This window comes from Kitasatospora sp. NPDC002040 (assembly GCF_040296785.1).
Classification (GTDB): Bacteria; Actinomycetota; Actinomycetes; order Streptomycetales; family Streptomycetaceae; genus Kitasatospora.
Genome location: NZ_JBEOXV010000002.1, coordinates 323,511 through 344,167 on the forward strand (window position 1 = coordinate 323,511; position 20,657 = coordinate 344,167).

Sequence of the window (20,657 nt, forward strand, 5' to 3'; positions counted from 1 at the left end):
CAGTGAATCCGAACCCCGAGCACGGCCCGCTGCGCCGGATGTGCTGGATCTTCCCCGACCGGGAGTCCACCCGGACCGGCGCGATGTGGCGGCACTACTTCTGGGATCTCTACGAGGAGATCGCCGCGGAGTCGGGCATGAGCTGGACCAGGCACTCCCCCGACGCGGTGACCGTGGACGGCACCGTGCGCGGCGCCCCCCGGGTCTACGTGGACGACGAACTCGTCAGCCCGCAGGACACCCTGTTCGTCACCGCGCTCTACTCGCTGCCCTACCAGTCGATGGACATCTTCAACCAGTACGCGCTGTACGCGGTGCTGGAGGAGGCGGGCTTCTACCTGCCGTTCCCGCCGCAGGTCTCGCTGATCGGCAACGACAAGCTGGCCACCCTGCTGCACCTGAACGGCTCCCCGGTGCCGCCGATCCCGTCGATCCGGATCGGCACCGGCCGGGACGTCGGCAAGCACCTCTACGAGGTCGCGCTGGGGAACATGACCTACCCGGCCATCGTGAAGCCGGCCGGCTGGTGCGGTGGCGGCGGGATCAATCTGGCCCGCAGCTCCGAGGACATCCGGGGCCTGGCCAGTCTGGCCCAGGGCGGCGACACCACCCTGGTGGTCCAGCCGTACCTGGGCGACGGCACGGTCGACTATCGGGTCTACGTCATCGACGGCAAGCCGTACGCCGTGCTGAAGCGGACCCCGGAGGCCGGTTCGCCGGTGGCCAACGCGAGCCGGGGCGGCACCATGGAGTTCGCCGAGATCCCGGCCGAACTGGCCGAGGCAACCGCCTGGTTCGCCGAGCGGATGCCGATCCCGTTCTTCTGCATCGACTTCCTGCACGACGGGGAGCAGTTCTGGTTCTCCGAGCTGGAGCCGGACGGCGTGATCGCCCCCGACTTCGACGATCCGAACCGCTCGATCCAGCGGGGCATCACCCGGGCCCGGTTCGCCGCCTACCGGGACGCCCACGCGAAGTGGCTGGCCAACGGCGCAGCCGGGACGGAGACCCGATGACCGAGTCCTTCTCGCTCACCCCGGAGGCGGCCGGGCCGAAGCTCGACGTCGCCCGGAAGTCGCTCGAACTGCTGCGTACCGTACCGGAGTTGGCCGACCGTTACACCGGCCACGACCAGCCGCGCACGCTCGGCGACCTGGCCGCGCTGCCGCCGATGATGAAGGACGACCTCAACACCGCCCTGGCCCACCTGGAGCCGCAGGCGCAGCACGGCGCCACCTGGCTGTTCCAGAGCGGCGGCAGCACCGGCGCGCCCAAGGTCGGCTACGCGCCCACCGGCTTCTACATGGCCGGGGTGCACGCGCACTGGCAGCCGCTGGACCGGGACGACGTGTTCGTGAACGCCTGGGGCGCGGGCCGGATGTGGGGCGCACACTTCCTCGCGGCCGGCCTGGCCGATCTGTCGGGGTGTCAGATCATCGCGCTCGGCTCGGTCACCAAGGACGAGTACGCCGACTGGCTGGGGTTCTTCGCCGCCCGGAAGGTGACCGCGATCGGCGGCACGCCGAGCGTGCTGCGGCTCTGGTTCGCGCATGCGCGGGCCGCCGGGCTGAAGCTGCCCGCGCTGCGCAAGGTGCTCTGGCTCGGCGAGGCCTGGCAGCCCCAACTGGACCAGGACATGGCGGCGGTGGCGCCGGACGCGCGCCGCTGGGGCATGTTCGGCAGCACCGAGACCTGGGTGGTCGGCACCAACAGCCCGGACTGCCCCGACGACACCTTCCACACCCTGCCCGAGCAGCTGGTGCACGTCGGCCCGGACGGGCTGCTGGACTTCACCACGCTCAACCCGGAGATGCTCAACCCGGTGCTGCGCTACCGCACCGGCGACGCCGGTCTGCTGGTGGACTGCCCGTGCGGCCGACCCGGCCGGGCGATGCGGGTGCTGGGCCGCCGGGACAGCGTGGTGCAGGTGCGCGGCCTGGGGCTGCACGTGGACGACATCATCGGGCAGGTGGAGCGGGAGCCGGGCGTGGCCCGGGCCCAGGTCCTGCTGACCCAGCAGCAGGGCCGGGCCACCGGCGTGGACCTGCTGCTGCTGACCGCCCCGGGCGCGGCCCCGGAGGTCGAGCGGATCCGGGCGGACCTGCTCTCCTCCACCTTCACCCTGAGCACCGCCTTCCTGCACGACCCGGAGTCCTTCCAGGTCCGCGAGGTGGACGCGCTGATCAGCAACGAGCGGACCGGCAAGACCGCCAGCCTCGTGGTCCGGGAGGAGTCGTGAAGGCGGCCCGGCCGACCCCGCTGGGGCGCGGCTTCAACCTGTACTGGTTCGGCCAGAGCATCAGCACCGTCGGCGACCGGATCACGGTCTTCGTGGTGCCGACGCTGATGATCTTCGTGCTGCACGCCAGCGCGCTCCAGGTCGGCATCGTGGCGATGGCCCAGTACCTGGGCATCCCGCTGCTCGGGCCGGTGGCCGGCGTCCTGGTGGACCGCTGGGACAAGCGCTGGACCATGCTCGGCTGCGACTTCGTCCGGCTGGTCGCGGTGGCGGTGATCCCGGTCGCGTACTGGCTGGACTGGCTCTCCACGCCGCTGCTGTTCGGCTGCGTGGCGCTGATCAGCGGCGCGACCATCTTCTTCACCGTCGGCTACCTGGTCGCCGTGCCCGCCGTGGTCGAGAAGGAGCACCTGGTCCGGGCCTACTCCCGGCTGGAGGGCAGCCGTTCGGTCTCCGAGGTGGCGGGCCCGTCCATCGCGGCCGGCCTGTACAGCGCGCTCGGCGTGGCCGCCCTGCTGGTGGACGCGGCCACCTACCTGGTCTCGGCGCTGTGCCTGCGCTCGATGCCGTCCTGGGGAGTGAAGACCGTCGCCTCCGGGTCGGTCTGGCAGCGGCTCACGGTGGGCTTCCGGCTGAACTGGTCCGACCCGGTGCTGCGCCGGGTGGTACTGGCGGCCGTCACGCTCAACTGCGGCGGCCCGATCTTCGTCACCGTGCTCCCGGTGCTCGCGTACCGGGGCCTGGGCGCCTCGGTCGCCGTCTTCGGCGCGGCCATGTCGGTCGCGGCGGTCGGCGCCCTGGTCGGCGCCGTGGTGGCACCGAAGATCAGTGAACGGCTGGGCACCGGACGGACGTTGGCCTGGGCGCTGCTGCTGCACTGCCTGGTCGGCCTCGGTGTGCTCGCCGCCCCCGCCCTGCCCACCGGTCCGGTGATCGCCGCGACCATGGGCTGCTACGGCTTCTTCATGTCCTGCATCAACGTGTGCAGCGCCCCGATCAGGCAGTCGAGGATGGCCGCCGAGCACCAGGGCGCGATGCACGCGGCCTTCCGCACCGCCACCTGGGGCGTGATCCCGCTGGCCGCCCTGGTCGGCGGTCTGGCGGTCACCCTGCTGACCGGTCCGCTGGGCATCCTGGACGCCACCCGGGTGACCATGGCGGGCGGCACGCTGCTGGCGGCCTGCTCGTTCCTGCCCGCGATCCGGGTCCAGCCGCTGCTGGACGCGGACGAGCGGAAGCGGGCCGAAGCGGCGGCCGGCGACGCCGAGTTGGCGGAGCGGGCGTCATGACGGCCGAGCACGGGATCGTGCTGATCACCGGCACCTCCTCGGGCATCGGGCTGGCCACCGCCGTCGCCGCGGCGACGGCCGGGTACACCGTGGTGGCCACCATGCGCGACACCGACCGGGCCCGCCCGCTGCTGGACGCGGCCGAGCAGGCCGGAGTGGCGCTGGACCTCCGTCAACTCGACGTCACCGACGCCGAGTCCGTCACGCGCTGCTTCGACGGGGTGCAGCGGACGTACGGGCGGCTGGACGCCCTGGTCAACAACGCCGGCATCTCCAACTTCGACCCCACCCTGGAGATGTCCACCATGGCCGCGCTGCGGGCCAACCTGGAGGTGAACTTCTTCGGCGTGGTCGCGGCCAGCCGGGCCGCGATGCCGCTGCTGCGGGCCTGCCGGGGGCGGCTGGTGACGATCGGCAGCGTGCACGGCGTGGTCGGCCAGCCCTTCAACGAGGCCTACTGCGCGGCCAAGTTCGCGGTCGAGGGCTTCATGGAGAGCCTGGCGCCGGTGGCCGGGGCGCACGGCGTGCAGGTGTCGGTGGTGGTGCCCGGCTTCGTCAAGGACACCTCGTTCGGGATCTTCCCCGACATCAACCGCCGCACCGTGCAGGCCGCTTCGGGTCCGTACGCGCCCACCTTCGCCGACTACGTCGCCTGGATCGGCAGCCAGGGCTGGGAGGGGGCCGGGCAGCTGTCGCAGGAGGTGGCCGAGGTGGTGGTGGACACCCTGCGCGCCGAGCGGCCCCCGTTCCGGGTCCCGGCCAACCGGTGGGCCGCCGACTACCTCGGCCACAAGCTCACCGACCGGGACGGCTCGACCGTGCAGACCCTGGCCCGTACCTGGATCGGGCAACCCGACAACTAGAAGGAGCAGCAGTGCCCGCCAAATCGCTTCAGCAGCTGGTCGACCACGCCCGCACCCACTCGCCGTTCTACGCCGAGGCGTACCGCGACGTGCCGCAGCTGGTCTCGCACCTCACCCAGCTCCCGATCACCGACCAGACCGAGTACTGGGCGGCGAACACCTGGCCGGACAACCGCCTGCTGACCGGTCCGCTGACCGACGCCGGCGTCTACAAGACCGGTGGCACCACCGGCGTGCCGAAGCTCTCGGTCTGGTCCCGCGCGGAGCACGCCGACTCGGTGACCGCGTTCGGCGAGGGCATCGTGCAGGCCGGGCTGAAGTCGGGCCACCGGGTCGCCAACCTGTTCTGGGCCGGTGAACTCTACGGCGGCTTCCTCTACATCGAGCACGCGCTGCACAACGCGCCGGTGGAGAACGTCCGGCTGCCGATCGGCGCCGCGGCGTCCAGCGAGTTCATCGCCGACCTGATCACCGACTTCGGGATCAACGTGCTGGCGGGCGTGCCGATGAAGCTGGCCGCCGTGGCCGAGCACCTGATCGAGCGCGGCCAGGTACTCGACTCGGTCGAGCTGCTGCTGTTCGGCGGCGACCTGCTCTTCACCGACCTGCGGCCGATCCTGTCCAGGGCGTTCCCGAAGGCGTCCGTCGCCTCGGTCGGCTACGCCTCGATCGACGCGGGCCTGGTCGGCCGCCCGGTGCCGGGCGACGACGTCCGGGTGCACGAGCCGTTCCCCAACCGGACCTTGGTGGAGATCGTGGACGACGTGACCGGGGAGCCGATCACCACCGCGGGTGTGCCGGGACGGCTGCTGGTCACCAACCTGTTCCGGTCCCTGATGCCGGTGATCCGCTACCCGGCCGGCGACCGGGCCGAGTGGGTCGACACCGAGCGGCAGCGGTTCCGGCTGCTCGGACGGTCGTTGGAGGGCGGCCGGGTCGGCATGGTGGCGATGCCGATCGAGGACGTCCGGGCGGTGCTGGTCGCCGCGGACCCGGACAACTACATCACCGGCATGCAGATGGTGCACCGCCGCTGGGACGGCCGGGACGCGCTGATCCTCCGCCTCGGCTACACCGAGGAGCCGCCCGCGGAGCTGGCCGGGCAGCTGATCGAGGCCGTCTACGCGGCCCGCCCGGTCTTCCCGGCCGAGGTGGCCGACGGTGCCATCCACCCGCTCGGGATCGAGTGGGTGCCGCGCGCCGAGCTGGTCACCAACCCCCGGACCGGCAAGCTCCAGCAGGTGCTGGACGAGCGCCCGCCCGCCTGAGCCGTCGGGGCCCCGCCGGGCGGGGCCCCGACCTTCAGCCGTCGCTGTGCGCCTTGCCCGCCAGCACGAAGCTCTGCCCGCGGAACTCCGCGACCACCTTCCCGGTGGACTGACGGACGGTCACGTCGTAGATGCCGCTGCGCCCGGAGCGCGACCGCTCCACCGCCTCGGCCACCAGCTCGTCGTCGGCCGCGGCCGGTGCCAGGAAGGTGACCTGCGCCGCCTGGGCCACCGTGACCGGGCCGTAGCTGTTGCACGCGTACGAGAACGCCGCGTCGGCCAGCAGGAACAGGTAGCCGCCGTGGGCCATGCCGTGCCCGTTGAGCATGCTCCCGGTCACCCGCATGGACATCAGCGCGTGCCCGGCCGACACCTCGTCCAGGGATATGCCCAGGGCCTGGCAGGCCTGGTCCCGCTCGTACAGCGCGGCCAGCCTGGTGTGCTCCGAAACAGCCGGTCCGGTCACCATCAACGTCCTGCTCTCCCCCGCGAACAGCGCGGAACGATCGGCCTTCCGTGCGCTCGCATTAGATCGATCCGGCCTGGCGGGTGTCAATGGCGACCGCCTTGCTGTGCACGGTCGAGCTGCGCCGCACCGTCATGCCGACCCGCTGGTACAGCGCCAGCGCGCCGGTGTCCGAGTGGGTCCAGAGCGTGCAGCTGCTCCGGCCCTGCGCGTGGAAGCTCCGGAAGGTGTGCTGCAGCAGCAGCCGGGCGATCCCCTGGTTGCGCCGGTCGGCGCGCACCGCGACCCGCTCGACGTACCCCTCGTCGCTGTCCGGCACGTCCAACGCCAGTACCGCACCGACCAGTTCACCGTCGGCGACGGCCAGCCAGGACATCTCCGGCGCGAAGGTCGCCCGCTCGACCGCGAGCAGCGCCCACTCCTGGTACGACTTGCGCCGGCTCTGCCACTCGTCGAACGCGTCCTCGGTCAGCAGGTGCACCGGGTGCTCGTCGCCCGGCCGGAAGGTGCGCACCGTGACGCCCGGCGGCGGCTCGGGCGGCGGCGACCCGGTCGGCAGGGCGATCTCCAGCAGCCAGGCGGTGACCATCGACCCGTAGCCGTGCGCGCGCAGCAGCTCCACCGCCGCCCGGTCGCCGTCCGGGACGGTCTGCGCGACCCACTCCGTGCCCGCCTGGCGGGCCCGCGCCTCGATCCAGTCGAGCAGCGAACCGCCGATGCCGAGCCCCCGGTGGGCGGGGTGCACGTCGGCCTCGGAGCGGCGGTTCACCCAGGCCCGCCCGACCGGCTCGCCCGCCGGGTCCAGCACCAGCACCGTGTCCAGCCCGGGCACCAGGCCGGGGCGGGCCAGGTCGGCCGCGACGGCGTCCAGGTCGGTCTCCGCCCGGCCGTACAGCGCGCGCTCGCAGGCCGTCACCAGCCCGTGGATCGCGGGCAGGTCGGCGGCGGTGGCGGGGCGGCTGCGGTAGCCGGCGGGCAGGTGCTGCGGGGAGAGAACTGACATGCAGTGAACCCTCTGCCATCACCGGGCCGCTGTCGACCCGATCACCGGCATTCGCCCGAACGGGCAAGGCAGGGCATTCAACAGGTGCACATCTGCGCTCTCCCGGTTGGTCATACGAACGCCAACCAGTCTGGAGAGACATAGGGCAACACCGATCTCCGCGCTCCACCAAGCCCTGGGAGAACCGTCATGGCCCTTGGTACCGCCCTCACCTCACCGCCGGCCGCCCGGCCCGCCACCGCCCCGGCCTACTCGGTCTCGCTGGCCACCGACGAGGCGGACGTCCGCGCCGCCCAGCGGCTGCGGCACGACGTCTTTGCGACCGGGATGGGCGCCGTCCTGGACACCCCCGTCCCCGGGCTCGACATCGACCCGTTCGACCAGTTCTGCGACCACCTGCTGGTCCGCGACAACGAGACCGGCGAGGTGGTCGGCACCTACCGGCTGCTCCGCCCGGAGGCGGCCGCCCGGGCCGGACGGCTGTACTCCGAGAGCGAGTTCGACCTCTCCAACCTGGCCGCCGTCCGCCCCGGCCTGGTCGAGGTGGGCCGCTCCTGCATCGACATCCGCCACCGCGACAACGGCGCCGTGATCAACCTGATGTGGGGCGGCATCGCCCGCTACCTGGTCGACACCGGCAACACCTGGGTGGCCGGCTGCTGCTCCGTCCCGCTCGCCGACGGCGGCGCGACCGCGGCCGGCGTCTGGGACGCCATGACCGCCCGCTACCTGGCCCCGGCCGAGTACCGCGTCACCCCGCACCGCCCCTGGGACCCCACCGGGGTGGTCCGCCCCGAGCGGACGTCCATCCCGCCGCTGCTGCGCGGCTACCTGCGGCTCGGCGCCTGGGTCTGCGGCGAGCCCGCGTACGACCCGGACTTCGGGGTGGCCGACCTGTACGTGCTGCTCTCGCTGGAGCGGACCGACCCGCGCTACCTGCGGCACTTCCTCTCCGCCGGAACAGGTGCGTGAGCAGGCCGTGAACAGCTGGCTCCCCACCGCTCCCTGCACCCCGGAGAACTGCCTGGCCGGGCCGGCCCCGACCGTGCCCGGCCCGCTCCGGGTGCTGCGCGGGGCCGCCTGCCTGGGCCTGCTGCTGGCCGGGATCGCCGTGATCCTGCTGGTCCGCAGCTGGGCCCGGGTGCCCCGGCTGCGGGACGCCCTGCTCCGGGGCTGGACCAGGTCGATCGTCGCCGCGCTCGGCGTCCGGCTGCGGATCACCGGCCAGGAACCGGCCCCGGACGGCGTCCTGCTGGTGGCCAACCACGTCTCCTGGCTGGACATCCTGCTGTTCGCCACCGTCCGGCCCGGGCCGATGCTGGCCAAGACCGAGGTCAGGTCCTGGCCGGTGCTCGGTCCGCTGGCCGGGCGGGGCGGGACGGTCTTCATCGACCGCGACCGGCTGCGCCAACTCCCGGACACCGTCGGGCAGATCGCCGCCGCCCTGCGGTCCGGGCAGGCGGTGGCGGTGTTCCCGGAGGGCAGCACCTGGTGCGGGGCGGCGGGCGGGCGGTTCCGGCCGGCCGCGTTCCAGGCCGCGATCGACGCGGCCGCCCCGGTCCAGCCCGTGACCATCCGCTACCGGCTCGCGGACGGGCACCCCAGCACCGCCCCGGCCTTCGTCGGCGACGACGAGCTCCTCCCCTCGATCGGCCGGGTCCTGGCCGCCCGCGGCCTGGTCGCCGAACTGACCTTCCACTCCCCCATGCCCACCGACAACGGCACCGACCGCCGCCTGCTCGCCCGCCGCGCCCAGGCCGCCGTGGGCAGCGCCCCGGCCGCCGCCCACACCGTCACCAACCCCTACATCCCGGCCCAACAGCAACGCCAGGCCGGCCGCACGGCCGCCTGGCGCTGAGCCGAACTCCCCCTGCCCGAAGCACCCGTTCACCAGGTCCGCCGAACAACCAGCCTGCCGGGCCCGACCCTGACGAGCCCGGCAACTCCCCTACCCGAACCGCCCGTTCACATAGTCCGCGGTCCGCTGATCCGTCGGCGCCCCGAACACCTGCTCCGTCGGCCCCGCCTCGACGATCCGACCCGGGGTGTCGTGGCTGGCCAGGAAGAAGGCGCAGGACTGCGACACCCGCTGGGCCTGCTGCATGTTGTGCGTGACGATGACGATCGTCAGCCGCCCCCGCAGCTCCGCGATGGTCTCCTCCACCCGGCGGGTGGAGGTGGGGTCGAGGGCCGAGCAGGGCTCGTCCATCAGCAGCACGTCCGGCGTGACCGCCAGCGAGCGGGCGATGCAGAGCCGCTGCTGCTGCCCGCCGGAGAGCGAACCCCCGGGCGAGCGGAGGCGGTTGCTGACCTCCTGCCAGAGCCCGGCGGCCTGCAGGCTGCTCTCCACCAGGTGGTCGCGCTGCTCCCGGCCGGTCTTGATCCCGGCCAGCTTCAGACCGCTGGCGACGTTGTCGTAGATGCTCATCGCCGGGAACGGGTTCGGCCGTTGGAAGACCATCCCGATCCGCCGCCGCACGTCGGCGGGCCGCCGCCCGGCCGCGTAGATGTCGGTGCCCGCGAGCAGCACCTCCCCCGACAGCCCGGAACCCCGGACCATCTCGTGCATCCGGTTGAGGATCCGCAGGTAGGTGGACTTCCCGCAGCCGGACGGGCCGATCAGCGCGGTGACCTGACCGGCCGTCATGCTGAGCGAGACCCGGTCCAGCACCTTGCGGTCGCCGAACCAGGCGGAGACGCCCCGGGTCTCGATCCCGTACAGCGAGTCGTCGAGCCGGGGCAGTACGGCGGTGTCGATGGCGTCGAGCGCGTCGGTCATGCCGGTGGTCCTTCAGTAGAGGTTGGGCAGGAGGGCGGCGGCGTTCTCGTAGCAGCTCCACAGCAGTGCGCCGAGCACCGGCGCCGCGCAGAGGTAGGCCGCCCAGCGGTGCCAGAGCCGCACCGCCAGGGTGGTCAGCGTGACGCCGCCGAGCAGGCCGAGGCCCCAGAGCTGGAGCGCGGGCAGCGCGGCCCGGTCGGCGGCCAGCGCCTTGTCGGTGGGCCGCAGCACGCCCCGGGTACCGGAGTTCGGCTGCGGATCGCCGAGCAGCCGGGCACCGACCATCACCGTGGAGGAGGAGATCCAGTCCGAGTCCCCGGTGACCAGCACCAGCCGGTTCTCGAACTGGTCGGTGAGCGGATCGCCGCCCTCGCCGTGCTCGTTGACCACGTAACTGGCCCGGCCCTGGCCGGTGACGACCTCGATCCGGTCGCCGTCCCGGAGCTCGCCGAGCCGGGCGAACGGGGCGCCGAAGCTCACCCGCCGGCCGAACAGCACGCTGACGCCCCGCTGCCCGGGCAGCACGGTGTCCCGCCGGTGGCCGGGGCCGCGCATCAGGTCGCGGCCGGTGGTGCCCTCGACCACCACCGTCTCGTACAGGCCGAGCGCCGGGATGTCGATCACGGCCATCGGTGCGCCGTCGGTGGTCGGGCCGGTCGGGGCGACCGCGCCGGCGAGCTGCTCGCGCAGGGTCTTGTGCGCGGCGGCCTGCGAGTGCTGCTGCTGGAGCCCGGACAGGGTGGGTACGAAGACGCCGAAGCCGACCACCAGCAGCGCCAGCGAGCTGGTCGCCCAACTAGCCTGCACCACCCGGCGCCTGGCCGGTGAGAGCACCTTCCGCCCGGCCCCCGGCAGTCGGGCCCCGGCCGGTCGCTCCCCCGCCGCACCGCCCACCGGGACGACCTGGTCCCGGATCTCCTCCGGCGCCTTCGTCGGCGCGCTCATCGGGTCGCTCCCCGGTTGCGCCGCCGGGCCGCCAGCCAGCCGCCGAGCAGCGGCGGTACCGCGACCACGGCGAGCAGTTCGAGCGCGGTGAGGGTGCTGAGCAGCCACTCGTCCTGGCGGTTGCCGACCTCCACCGCGCTGGCCTGGAGGTTGCCCTGACCGCCGGCCCCGCCGCCGGAGCCGCCGGGGCCGACGACCTGTCCGGTCTGCGGGTCGATCACCGGCGGGGCGGCGTTCGGGTCGGTCGCGGTGCCGCCGGTCCCGGTCGCAGCGCCGCCGGCGGCCGCGCCACCGGTACCGCCACCGGTCGAACCACCGGTGCTGCCACCGGAGTTGCCGCCACCGGTACCGGCCGCGACCGGCTTGCCGTCCTTGACCACGCAGTCCAGCGGGGCGCCCGCCTTGTCACAGGGGCTCGGCTGCGGCGCGTTCACCAGCACGGTGAGCCGGCCGCTGCTGTCGAAGGTGGGGTTGGCGCAGTTGTCGAGCGTGTCCGGGTTCACCGGGCTGGCGTTGCCCGGGATGTGGCCGACCTGGAGCATTCCGCCGCGCACCAGCCCGCGCGGGATCGGCGAGTAGCCGAGGCTGTCGGCCTGGCCCTGCCCCGCGCACAGCACGTAGCCGATGAACCGGCTGAGCGCACTGCCCTTGGCGTCGTTGAACCGGGGCGGCACCGGGTCGGTCGCCCCCGCGCGCGGCACGATCAGGTAGCTGTAGCTGGAGACCGGGTAGGCCCGGGGGTCGGTCATGTTGTAGACGTCGTCGAGGTTCTGCTGCAGGAAGTTGGGGTCGCTCGCCGGGGTGGCGTCGTCAACTCCCTTGATCTTCGCGGCGGTCAGCGCGACGGCGACGTTGGAGGCGGTCGGCAGTGCGTAGTACCCGGCGGCGTTCTGCACCTTGACCACCGGCCAGTTGCTGCGCTTGGCGAAGGAGTACTCGTCGTAGCCGATGGTGCCGGCGCCGTTGGACGGGGACTTGATGTAGTTGGCCACCACGTCGGAGCCGTTCTGCGCCCGCATCGTGGGCAGGGCCGGGTAGAACTCGGTGTAGTCGCCGCAGGTGATCCCGTTGATCGACCTGCAGTACGCCTCCCACTCGGCCTGGTGGGTGTGCTGCATCCAGCGGGTGAACTGGGCGGTGGCGCCGGAGCCGTCGGAGCGGACCACCGGGGTGACCGGGAGGCTGGGCAGCGCCCGGCCGTAGTCCTTGGTGACGGCCGGGTCGTTCCAGTTGGTGATCTTCCCGGTGAAGATCTTCACCAGCGTGTCCGAGGAGAGCCGCAGGTCGGTGACCCGCTTGCCCGCCACCACCAGGTTGTACATGAACGCGGTGCCGCCCGCGGTGATCGGCACGTACGAGAAGCCGTAGACCGGCCGTTCGGCGCCGGCCGCGCCCGAGCCGCCGACCGCGCCGCTCGCGCCGGTGTCCTGCTTGGAGCGGAACGGCACGTCGGAGGCGGTGAAGTCGTTGAGCCCGCCGGCCCAGGCCTTCCGGCCCGCGGCCGATCCGGCCGGGTTGAAGTTGATCTGGATGCCCTGCGGCACCACGTCCTGGCGCCACTGGTCGATGGCCGGACCGGCCCAGCTGGAGCCGTCCGCGTTGAGCGAGGTCGCGGCGTACGCCGGGGTCGCCCGGCCGAGCGCCGCCGAGGCGGCGAGCAGCAGCAGGACGAGCAGCACGGCGGGTACGCGGTGCGGCCGGTGAGCGGATGCCCACGGCATGGGGACTCCTCTGGGGTGGTCGATCGGTGCGGGAGCGATGGGTCCGGAGCCGGCGGTCATGCCGCCGCGTCCCGGGCGGTCAGCGGGCGCTGACGACGGCTCGGCCCGCCCGCGGCGCGACCGCCGAGGTCCCGGGCGATCTGCCGACGCTGACGGCGGCTCAGTTCGCCCGGCCGGCGGCCGCCGAGGGCCCGGGCGACGAGGAACAGCACCAGCACCACGGCCATCAGGGTGAGCCCGGCGGCGAACCCCCGGGCCACCATCTCGGGGTAGGGCTGGCGGACGTAGTTCCAGATGTAGAGCGGCAGGCTGATCTGCTGGCCGCTGAACGGGTTGTGGTTGAAGTACGGGGTCACCCCGGAGGTGAGCAGCACCGGCGAGGTCTCGCCGACCCCGCGTGCCATCCCGAGCACCACGGCGGTGGCGAGGCCGGGCCTGGCGGTGGGCAGCACCACGTTCCAGACCGTCCGCCACTGGCTGGCGCCGAGCGCGTAGGAGGCCTCCCGCAGGGTGCCCGGCACCAGCCGGATCACCACCTCGGCGGCCCGGGTGATGATCGGCATCATCATCACGGTGAGCGCCAGCGACGCGGCGAAGCCGCTGCGTTCGGCGCCCAGGGTCAGGATCACCACGCCGAGCACGAACAGGCCGGCCACGATCGAGGGCAGTGCGGTCATCGCCTCGACCAGGGTGCGCACCGGCCGGGCGAGCCGGCCGCCGACCTCGGACATGAAGACGGCGGCGGCGATGCCCAGCGGGACGGAGAACAGCGTGGCCAGGCCGAGCTGTTCGAGCGAGCCGATGATCGCGTGCAGCGCGCCGCCCGAGGTGATCGGCGAGAGGGCCGCGGTGGTCTCCATCGACTCGGTGAAGAAGTTGAGGTGGCGGGCCGCGGTGATGCCCTGCAGCACCAGGTAGCCGATCTGGTCCAGGGTCAGCGCGACCACCAGCAGGCCCGAACTCCAGGCGAGCGCCGACACCAGGCGCTCGCGCACCAGTCGGCCGTCCCACTGGAGCCGGGTGGCCCCGGCGTAGCAGATGAGGAAGAGCAGGTACCAGCCGAGCAGGAAGCCGAGCGCGCCGCTGAAGGGCAGCAGCCGCTCGTACAGCAGCCAGTCCAGGGCCAGCGATCCGCCGGCGGCACCGGCCAGGGTGGCCAGTTCGGCGCGGGTGACGCCGCCGATCCGCAGCCGGAGCTCGGGTTCGACCGGGTCGGTACGGGGGCGGGCGGGGGCAAGGGTGTCGGTCATCGGCCGTGTCCTCGGTGCTCAGTCGGAGGTCGCCGCGCCGGAGCGCGAGCGGTTGATGATGACGCCGGCCACCAGGTTGACCAGCAGCGTCAGGGCGAACAGCACCAGTCCGGCCGCCATCAGGGCGGAGAGTGACAGCTCGTCGGATTCGCCGTACCGCAGCGCGATCAGCGCCGAGATCGAGTTGGCGCCGGCCTCCAGCAGATGCGGGTTGAACACGAACGCGGGCGAGATGATCAGCGCGACCGCGATGGTCTCGCCCATCGCCCGGCCGAAGCCCAGCATCACCGCACCGATCGCGCCGCCCCGTCCGAACGGCAGCACCACCGTGCGCACCATGCCCCAGCGGGTGCTGCCCAGCGCGTACGCGCCCTCCCGTTCACCCTGGGGGGCCTGCGAGAACACCTCCCGGCTGAGCGAGGTGACGATCGGGATGATCATCAGCGACACCACCACGCCCGCGATGAACGAGGAGGAGGTGTAGGAGGCGCCGACGTCGCCGCCGCGCACCTTGAGGAACGGCAGCTGGTCGCCGAGGTGGTGGGAGGCCCAGCGGGACAGGCCGACCAGCTTCGGCTGGAGGAAGAACAGGCCCCAGAGGCCGTAGACGATGCTCGGGATCGCGGCCATCAGGTCGACCAGCGAGATCAGCGCCTTCCGCAGCCGCACCGGTGCGTACTCGGAGATGAAGACGGCGGTGCCGAGTGCCACCGGGACGGCGATCAGCAGGGCGACCAGCGCGATCAGCACGCCGAAGGGCAGCACCGCGCCGATCCCGAACTGGTGGTTGCCGGTGTTCCAGCGCTGCTCGGTCAGGAAGGACCAACCGGTGACCTTCAGCGCCTGCCCGCCGCGCAGCAGCAGGAAGAAGGCGATCAGCCCCATGATCAGGAAGACCGAGAGCCCGGCCGCGGTCAGCACGGACCGGAACACCCGGTCGCCCGGGCTCACCGGCGCGCTGATCCGCCGTGGCCGGTCCTCTGGTTCCAGGTCCGCCGGGGCGGGGATGGTGGATGTCATGGCAGGGTTCTCCACTGCGGTCGGAGCGGGCAACTGGCTTGCGGTGCGGGCCGGTTCAGCTCCGCCTGCGGGACCCGACCAGCCAGCGCAGCCCGGCGGTGACCCGACCGCCCGCCTCGGTTCCGCTCAGCAGCAGCGTGGTCGGACCGCCGACCAGCAGCACCGCGCCGATCACCAGCAGCACCGGCAGCATCAGCCGGGCCGCCCCGGCCCGGTCCTGTCCGGGCCGTCCGGCCGCCACCGGAGCGGCCGCCACCGGCGGGGTGGAGCTGGCCGCAGCCACCGGAGCGGGCGCCGCTCCGCCCGAAGTTCCGTTCGGCGCAGCCGGGTTGTCGGCACCGCCCGAAGAACCGCCGCCGCCGGTCGTCCCACCGGTGCTCCCGCCGCCGGTGGTCCCGCCGGTACCCGTCCCCGAGCCGGTGGACGGCGTGCCCGGATCGGCCACCGCGACCTGGTTGCCCGGCAGTGCCGAGTCCTGCGCCCCGACATGGGCGGCCGCCGCCTTCGCCTGGGCGGACTGCGCCTCGGTCAGCGCCAGGAAGCCGGGGGCCAGCAGCCCGGGCGCGGTGCCGTAGATCTGACCGCCGCCCAGGTCGGTGGCCTGCCGGACGAACCGGGAGATCGCCGCGGCCTTGCCCGCGGCCACCCCGCTGGTCGGCAGCATCGCGTACTGCACCGTGGTCAGGGGGTAGGCCCCCTTCGCACCGGCGAAGGCCGATCCGGCCTCGCCGTACGGGAGGTGCTGGGTACCGGTGACGGGGTCGGTGGCCATCACCCCGACGGCCGCCTGGAGCGCGCCGGTCGAGGGGGTGACGAACTCCCCGGCCGGGTTGGCCAGTGCCGCCTCCGGCAGCGAGTACGCCTTGGCCTGGCCGGCGTCCATGATGGCGAACAGCGCGCGCTGGCCGACCGGTTGGGTGGCGCACTTGGGGTGCGCCCCGGTGTTGTCGAGGTTCGGGTCGCTGCAGGTGGCGCGGCCCTCCAGGACGTTGCGGGAGACCTGGCCGAGTCCGCCGATCAGCGGGCTCCACTCGTACTGCTTCCAGTTGCCGGGACCGCTGTAGTCCTGCGGCTGGAAGGTGTCGACCGGGTAGCCGGTGAACTTGGAGCGCAGGTAGAAGGAGTTCAGCCGCATCCCCCACGGGTCCTTGGCACCGCCGAGGAACTGGGCCGCCTCCGGGTCGGCGGCGATCCAGGAGGTGACCTGGTGCACCAGGTCGGAGGTACCGCCGACCACCACCGGGGTGGTCTCGGCCTTGTTGCCGCCGGAACCGCAGTCGGGCCAGACCGGGCCGTTCACCACGTCCACCGGGTTGAGCTTGAGGAACTCCGGGTCCAGGAAGACGCACTTCGGGTTGCCGTCCACCGAGGGGATGACGGCGCCGTACTGCAGGTCGTACGACTGGGTCAGCATCTTGGCCAGCAGCCGTGCATTCAGCCGCAGTTGGCGGACCTGGCGGCGGTTGGTGCTGTCGTCGACGACGTAGACCACCGAGATCCCGGTGGTGGCGAGCGGCGCGTAGACGTACGGGCGGGCGGCCGGGTTGCGGTCGGCCTCCGCGGTCAGCGCCACGTCGGCGCCGCGCCCCTCCAGGAAGGCCGCCCTGGCCTGCGGCTCGCCGCCGCCGAACACGTACCCGAGGTTGAGCGGCTGGTCACCGCCGCAGAATCCGGCCCGCCACTGCTGCACCGCGCGGTTGGCCATCTCCAGGCCGGCCATCGCGAACTCGGCGTCAGCCGCCTTGCAGTCACCGGGAGTCGGGGCGAACTTCAGTGGCACCACGGCGCGCTGGTTCCAGGCGCAGGTCTCGCCGGTCTGGTAGCGGCCGCCCGCGTTCTTCCGGAACGAGCCGTCCGAGGCGGTGTTGAAGAAGCCGTCGCCGTCCGGCGAGTGGTCGTCGCAGTTCACCGTGCCGACCGGGGTCTGGTACGCGCCGAGCGAGTCGCCGCCGTACTGCGGCTCGACCACCAGCGAGCAGGGGTGGGTGGCGTCGCAGCCCAGCGTCTGGCTCTGCTGGGAGGTCCACAGCTCGATCTCGGCCTCGCCGGTGCCGTCCGGGCGGGTGGGCGCGATCACCATGTTGCTGGGGAACTCGGGGGTGGTGGCGCCCTGCGCCATCTCCTGCTCGAAGCCCTTGGCCGCGTCCCCGTTGTAGACGGTGCTGCCGTAGCAGTCGGTCGGCCTGGGGTCGGTGCCCCGGCACTGGTAGACCCGGACCGAGTAGAGGATGTCGCTGGAGCCGGTCACCGCGACGTCCACCGGGCCGCCCCAGGTGAAGACCGTGGGCGTGAAGCCGGCCCAGCGGACCCGGACCCGCTCGTTGGTGAGGTCGGTCGCGGTCTCCAGGGTGACCGTGCCGCGGTCCCCGGTGGTCCAGTCCTCGGGGTGCCAGACCGGCGGGCCCTGCACCGTCACCCCGCCGGCCGCGTGCGCCTCGGGCACCGTGCCGAGACTGCCGGGCAGCACGGCCAGGGTGAGCGCCGCCGCCCAGGCGATGGTCGCGGCGGCGAAGACCTTCGCCCACCGTCGACGCGCGGAACTGCCCGGTCTGCGGAGCCTCATGAGGGTTGCCCTTTCGCTGAGCCGATCACGGCTGTCCGAAACCGGACCCACCGGGATCGAGACTCCGGTATTTCCCCATGTGGATATGACAGTTGATGACCATTCAGATGTATGAGACCCCAACTTGCCTGCGCGTCGGCCGAAATGGCACGGCCCGTGGCGCCATTCACTGCGCCACGGGCCGTTCCGGTGCGATGGTTCGGCGTCGGATCAGGAAGTCTGGGTGTAGTTCAACGCGAACGAACCGATCCGGCTGCCCGCGGTGAAGAAGGACGTGCCCAGCTTGGTGTCCAGGTACTGCGCGCCCTCGGCGTCCACGGTCAGGGCGCTGGAGGTCAGCGAGTTGGCACCGCCGGAGACCGCGACGGTGCTCTCGGTCGGCTCCAGCAGGCCGACCGGGGCGGTGCCGCCCAGCGGCACGCCGGTCAGCTGCCAGTTGTCGACGTCGAAGGCCAGCTGCTGGAACAGCGCGGTCTTCCCGGTCCGGACGTTGACCGCCAGCAGGCTGCCGCCGAGCTGGACGTTGCCGTAGTACTCGCGCAGCACACCGGTCGCACCGGTGACCGGGAAGCTGCCGGAGAAGCCCGCGGCGCTGTCGTAGGCGGCGGTGCCCGGCGGCAGCGGCAGGACGAAGATGCCCGCCTCGGCGCTGCGGCGCAGGAAGTCACTGTCCTCGCGGATCACCGCGGTGCCGATCGAGGCGACCGGAGCGGTGAGGGCCGTCGTCTCCGGCGTGGCCGGAGCCTCGGTGGCGGCGGCGGTACCGGTCAGGCCGGTCAGCGCGGTCACGGCAGCGAGCGCGGCGGCGCCGGCCAGGGCGAGACGGGTACGGAGGCGGGTCATGACGGGCTCCTTGGGGTGCGGGTGGAACGGTGCGGAACGAGGTGCCGGGCAGGCCGACGGCCGGGCCCCTGCGGGCTCGGCCGTCGGGTGGTGCTGAAGGTGGATCAGCGGTGCATCAGCAGGTGGATCAGATGGTGGTGGTGGTACCGCAGGCCGCGCCCGGCAGGGCCAGGAAGCCGTAGTTGGTGATGGTGGTCGGGTGGGTGCAGATCCAGCCCGAGGGGCCGAAGACGGCCTTCAGGTTGGTGGAGTAGGTGCCCGCGGTGTTCCAGGCGGAGGTGCGGACCACGTTGTAGACCACGCGGCCGTAGGCGCTGGCGGCGAACGGGGCGTTGATGGTGTGCGAGGCGTTGACCGGGGCGACGCTGTTCACGTTGCGCAGGGTCAGGTTGCCCGGGTTGTCGGTCGGGGTGCTGTGGCCGCCCCAGACCTGGCTGATGTACGCCGCGACCGAGTAGGGGAAGATCGAGTCGACGTCGTCCAGCACCGCGGTGGTGCCGGTGTTCTCCTGCGGGCCGCTGGTCACGCAGGCACCCGGGGTGACCGGGGTGGCGCCGCCGATGGCCTTGAGGAAGAAGCTACGGGTGCCCGAACCGTTCTGGGGCAGGAAGGGCTTGATGGTGCCGGCGGTGCCGCCCACCGTGCTCCAGTTGGTGATGGTGCACTCGTAGATGCCCTTGAGCTGCGCGGTGGTGAGGTTCGCCGGAGCGTGCCCCGCGTTCTTGGCGGACCAGGTGACCGCGTCCTTGGCGAAGGCCACGAACAGGTCGTCGGCGGTGTCACCGGTCTGCGGGCCCCGGGAGGAGCGGGCGAAGTCGACCGTGGTGACGGTGTTGTTGTTCAGCGCGGTGATGCCGGCGCTGGAGCCGTTCGGGCGGGCGATGGTGGCAGCGCCGGCCTTCGGGGTGATGTTGGCCGAGCCCAGCGGCTCCCAGCTGTACAGACGCGGGGTGCTGGCCGGGGCGCCGACGATCGAGGCGTTGTAGTCGGCCGAGATCTGGGCGATGAACGGCGCAGTGGTGTCGGAGCCGGTGCCGACGATGTCGACAGCGTTCGGTGCAACCGGGTCGGCGGCCTGGGCGGGAACTGCCGCGAGGGCGACGGCTGCGGCGGTGACCGCGACGGCGGCGACCAACTTGGCGGCGGTGTTGCGCATTTGGTGTTCCTCCGGTCGGAGTGAGCATCTGTGGTGCCTGCTCCCGGCCCGGGGCCCGGTCGGGAGCGCCGGCGGCGGCCGCACTCGGCGGCCGTTCGTCCGACGGCTCAGATACTTGCCGGGTGGCACGTGCCGGTGGAAGGTCCACCCGGAGCGGTCCGGTCCGCGGTCCGGTCCGGAACCGGTTCGGGGCCGGAGGTTTAGCCCGAGGCCGGGCCGGGTGTCCAGCAGCCCGCTGCGACTGCGTCAACTCGGCCCGGCCGGTGGATCGTTCTTCTCCCGGTGGCGGTTCGGGGAGCGATCGGCAACCTGCCGGTCACCCGGCACCCCGGACCGCGCGCAGGTGCTGGAGCATCGCCTGGAAGCTGGCCATGCCCTGCCGGCACTGGTCCTGGCGCAGGTAGCCCCGCGCACTCCGGGCCACCGCCTCACCCATCACCCGGCCGGTGGTACGGGACGGCAGCAGCGCCGACCAGCCCCAGGCCCGGTCGCCGTCCTGCTGCACCAGATAGCGCAGCGCGGCCCGCTCCACCAGCAACTGCCCGAGGGCCGCGTCGAGTTCGGCCTCGCTCCGGTAGGTCACCGCCGACCTGGCCAGCTGCCGGCCGTTGGCCGCCGCGAGCAGCCAGCCGATCCGGCCGCCGCCGAGCCGGACGGTGACCAGTCTCGGGCCTCTCCGGGGGCCCGTCCCGCTCTCAGAACTCATCGTGCGCGGCCGGGATCCCGACACCGTCCGGGCGCTCCAGCAGGGCCACGAAGCGCCGGAACGCGTTCTGACAGGTGGCGTACCGCTCGTAGGTCCGGTGCGACCGGGCCTCCGGCACCCCCCTGGGGCCCGGCACCACCCAGATCCAGCCGATCCCGTCCCGGACGTGGGTGATCCGCACCACCAGGCCGGGTGCCGCCCCGCGTAAGTCCTCGAACACCTGCCTGGCCTGCTCGGCGCTCTCGTGCACCGGCGCGGACACGGCCACGATCCGGCCGTTCGGCGCCTTCAACGACCAGCGGTACCGGCCGTTCACATCCCGCTCGGCCTGGACCGATCCCCGCCGTACCGGCTCGGCGACCCCGTCGTCGCCACTCCGCTGCCCTGACATCCGAGTGCCTCCACGTTCGCTCCGGAGCCGCCCCGGCAGCGCATGCCAAAGCTACGTGTGCACACGGGAGTCATTGAAGGGACAATCATCCTCCGGCCGTGCTGTTGGTCCGGAAGTTCTCCCTCGTTCATTCGGCGGGACCAACTCCGGGGAAA

Annotated in this window: 19 protein-coding genes; 7 read left to right on the forward strand and 12 right to left on the reverse strand. The window is 72.7% G+C overall.

Annotation, left to right across the window (positions count from 1 at the left end; all coding sequences use genetic code 11):
• Positions 1-2 precede the first annotated feature (2 nt).
• From ABT118_RS06790 to ABT118_RS06810, 5 genes are read left to right on the forward strand one after another with little or no spacing between them, the layout of a single operon-like run.
• On the forward strand, positions 3-1,016 hold the full coding sequence (locus ABT118_RS06790; protein WP_350645439.1) for an ATP-grasp domain-containing protein: 1,014 nt from the start codon (positions 3-5) through the stop codon (positions 1,014-1,016).
• Positions 1,013-2,239, forward strand: a complete 1,227-nt coding sequence (locus ABT118_RS06795; RefSeq protein WP_350645441.1) for a phenylacetate--CoA ligase family protein — start codon at positions 1,013-1,015, stop codon at positions 2,237-2,239. Before ABT118_RS06790 ends, ABT118_RS06795 begins: the two co-directional genes overlap by 4 nt.
• Complete coding sequence (locus tag ABT118_RS06800; RefSeq protein ID WP_350645443.1) at positions 2,236-3,528, forward strand: MFS transporter; 1,293 nt, start codon at positions 2,236-2,238, stop codon at positions 3,526-3,528. The genes ABT118_RS06795 and ABT118_RS06800 overlap by 4 nt, the downstream gene beginning before the upstream one ends.
• The gene (locus ABT118_RS06805; RefSeq protein WP_350645445.1) at positions 3,525-4,391 is read left to right on the forward strand and encodes an SDR family NAD(P)-dependent oxidoreductase; all 867 of its coding nucleotides are present in this window, start codon (positions 3,525-3,527) and stop codon (positions 4,389-4,391) included. Before ABT118_RS06800 ends, ABT118_RS06805 begins: the two co-directional genes overlap by 4 nt.
• Positions 4,392-4,402: 11 nt before the next feature.
• Positions 4,403-5,659, forward strand: coding sequence for an AMP-binding protein (locus ABT118_RS06810; RefSeq protein ID WP_350645446.1), 1,257 nt, complete (start codon positions 4,403-4,405; stop codon positions 5,657-5,659).
• A gap of 34 nt (positions 5,660-5,693) precedes the next feature.
• Here ABT118_RS06810 and paaI read toward each other — a convergent pair whose 3' ends face one another.
• Positions 5,694-6,128 carry a hydroxyphenylacetyl-CoA thioesterase PaaI gene (gene paaI, locus ABT118_RS06815; protein ID WP_350645448.1) on the reverse strand — a complete coding sequence of 145 codons (435 nt, stop codon included), beginning with the start codon at positions 6,126-6,128 and terminating at the stop codon, positions 5,694-5,696.
• A 58-nt stretch (positions 6,129-6,186) separates the two neighbouring features.
• Complete coding sequence (locus ABT118_RS06820; RefSeq protein WP_350645450.1) at positions 6,187-7,128, reverse strand: GNAT family N-acetyltransferase; 942 nt, start codon at positions 7,126-7,128, stop codon at positions 6,187-6,189.
• A 189-nt stretch (positions 7,129-7,317) separates the two neighbouring features.
• Between ABT118_RS06820 and ABT118_RS06825 the strand changes: the two genes are divergently transcribed.
• Together ABT118_RS06825 and ABT118_RS06830 are read left to right on the forward strand one after the other, a co-directional pair.
• Complete coding sequence (locus ABT118_RS06825; protein WP_350645452.1) at positions 7,318-8,100, forward strand: GNAT family N-acetyltransferase; 783 nt, start codon at positions 7,318-7,320, stop codon at positions 8,098-8,100.
• A gap of 7 nt (positions 8,101-8,107) precedes the next feature.
• Positions 8,108-8,986 (forward strand): lysophospholipid acyltransferase family protein, encoded by an 879-nt coding sequence (locus tag ABT118_RS06830; protein WP_350645453.1) that lies wholly within the window; start codon positions 8,108-8,110, stop codon positions 8,984-8,986.
• 90 nt (positions 8,987-9,076) lie between these two features.
• Here ABT118_RS06830 and ABT118_RS06835 read toward each other — a convergent pair whose 3' ends face one another.
• The 10 genes from ABT118_RS06835 to ABT118_RS06880 all read right to left on the reverse strand — a co-directional run bounded on the left by ABT118_RS06835 (position 9,077) and on the right by ABT118_RS06880 (position 20,502).
• Positions 9,077-9,907, reverse strand: coding sequence for a phosphate ABC transporter ATP-binding protein (locus ABT118_RS06835; protein ID WP_350645455.1), 831 nt, complete (start codon positions 9,905-9,907; stop codon positions 9,077-9,079).
• 12 nt (positions 9,908-9,919) lie between these two features.
• Entirely contained in the window at positions 9,920-10,852 is a 933-nt protein-coding gene (locus ABT118_RS06840; RefSeq protein WP_350645457.1) for a class E sortase, read from the reverse strand.
• Complete coding sequence (locus ABT118_RS06845) at positions 10,849-12,573, reverse strand: substrate-binding domain-containing protein (RefSeq protein WP_350645459.1); 1,725 nt, start codon at positions 12,571-12,573, stop codon at positions 10,849-10,851. The genes ABT118_RS06840 and ABT118_RS06845 overlap by 4 nt, the downstream gene beginning before the upstream one ends.
• Before the next feature lie 56 nt (positions 12,574-12,629).
• Entirely contained in the window at positions 12,630-13,823 is a 1,194-nt protein-coding gene (pstA, locus tag ABT118_RS06850; protein WP_350645460.1) for a phosphate ABC transporter permease PstA, read from the reverse strand.
• Positions 13,824-13,841: 18 nt separating this feature from the next.
• Positions 13,842-14,843 carry a phosphate ABC transporter permease subunit PstC gene (gene pstC / locus ABT118_RS06855; RefSeq protein WP_350645462.1) on the reverse strand — a complete coding sequence of 334 codons (1,002 nt, stop codon included), beginning with the start codon at positions 14,841-14,843 and terminating at the stop codon, positions 13,842-13,844.
• 55 nt (positions 14,844-14,898) lie between these two features.
• Positions 14,899-17,406 carry a hypothetical protein gene (locus ABT118_RS06860; RefSeq protein ID WP_350645464.1) on the reverse strand — a complete coding sequence of 836 codons (2,508 nt, stop codon included), beginning with the start codon at positions 17,404-17,406 and terminating at the stop codon, positions 14,899-14,901.
• Positions 17,407-17,616: 210 nt separating this feature from the next.
• Entirely contained in the window at positions 17,617-18,249 is a 633-nt protein-coding gene (locus tag ABT118_RS06865) for a hypothetical protein (protein WP_350645466.1), read from the reverse strand.
• Between the two features lie 127 nt (positions 18,250-18,376).
• Positions 18,377-19,405 (reverse strand): substrate-binding domain-containing protein, encoded by a 1,029-nt coding sequence (locus ABT118_RS06870; RefSeq protein WP_350645468.1) that lies wholly within the window; start codon positions 19,403-19,405, stop codon positions 18,377-18,379.
• 316 nt (positions 19,406-19,721) lie between these two features.
• The gene (locus ABT118_RS06875; protein WP_350645470.1) at positions 19,722-20,111 is read right to left on the reverse strand and encodes a hypothetical protein; all 390 of its coding nucleotides are present in this window, start codon (positions 20,109-20,111) and stop codon (positions 19,722-19,724) included.
• Positions 20,101-20,502 carry a YegP family protein gene (locus ABT118_RS06880; protein ID WP_350645472.1) on the reverse strand — a complete coding sequence of 134 codons (402 nt, stop codon included), beginning with the start codon at positions 20,500-20,502 and terminating at the stop codon, positions 20,101-20,103. The genes ABT118_RS06875 and ABT118_RS06880 overlap by 11 nt, the downstream gene beginning before the upstream one ends.
• Positions 20,503-20,657 lie beyond the last annotated feature (155 nt).

What these genes read in the sequence shown, in the direction of transcription:
- ABT118_RS06795 (WP_350645441.1), top strand. Translation starts at nt 1,013, where the DNA reads ATGACCGAGTCCTTCTCGCTCACCCCGGAGGCGGCCGGGCCGAAGCTC.
- ABT118_RS06805 (WP_350645445.1), top strand. Translation starts at nt 3,525, where the DNA reads ATGACGGCCGAGCACGGGATCGTGCTGATCACCGGCACCTCCTCGGGC.
- paaI (WP_350645448.1), bottom strand. Translation starts at nt 6,128, where the DNA reads ATGGTGACCGGACCGGCTGTTTCGGAGCACACCAGGCTGGCCGCGCTG.
- ABT118_RS06820 (WP_350645450.1), bottom strand. Translation starts at nt 7,128, where the DNA reads ATGTCAGTTCTCTCCCCGCAGCACCTGCCCGCCGGCTACCGCAGCCGC.
- ABT118_RS06825 (WP_350645452.1), top strand. Translation starts at nt 7,318, where the DNA reads ATGGCCCTTGGTACCGCCCTCACCTCACCGCCGGCCGCCCGGCCCGCC.
- ABT118_RS06835 (WP_350645455.1), bottom strand. Translation starts at nt 9,907, where the DNA reads ATGACCGACGCGCTCGACGCCATCGACACCGCCGTACTGCCCCGGCTC.
- ABT118_RS06840 (WP_350645457.1), bottom strand. Translation starts at nt 10,852, where the DNA reads ATGAGCGCGCCGACGAAGGCGCCGGAGGAGATCCGGGACCAGGTCGTC.
- ABT118_RS06845 (WP_350645459.1), bottom strand. Translation starts at nt 12,573, where the DNA reads ATGCCGTGGGCATCCGCTCACCGGCCGCACCGCGTACCCGCCGTGCTG.
- pstA (WP_350645460.1), bottom strand. Translation starts at nt 13,823, where the DNA reads ATGACCGACACCCTTGCCCCCGCCCGCCCCCGTACCGACCCGGTCGAA.
- pstC (WP_350645462.1), bottom strand. Translation starts at nt 14,843, where the DNA reads ATGACATCCACCATCCCCGCCCCGGCGGACCTGGAACCAGAGGACCGG.
- ABT118_RS06860 (WP_350645464.1), bottom strand. Translation starts at nt 17,406, where the DNA reads ATGAGGCTCCGCAGACCGGGCAGTTCCGCGCGTCGACGGTGGGCGAAG.
- ABT118_RS06865 (WP_350645466.1), bottom strand. Translation starts at nt 18,249, where the DNA reads ATGACCCGCCTCCGTACCCGTCTCGCCCTGGCCGGCGCCGCCGCGCTC.
- ABT118_RS06870 (WP_350645468.1), bottom strand. Translation starts at nt 19,405, where the DNA reads ATGCGCAACACCGCCGCCAAGTTGGTCGCCGCCGTCGCGGTCACCGCC.
- ABT118_RS06875 (WP_350645470.1), bottom strand. Translation starts at nt 20,111, where the DNA reads ATGAGTTCTGAGAGCGGGACGGGCCCCCGGAGAGGCCCGAGACTGGTC.
- ABT118_RS06880 (WP_350645472.1), bottom strand. Translation starts at nt 20,502, where the DNA reads ATGTCAGGGCAGCGGAGTGGCGACGACGGGGTCGCCGAGCCGGTACGG.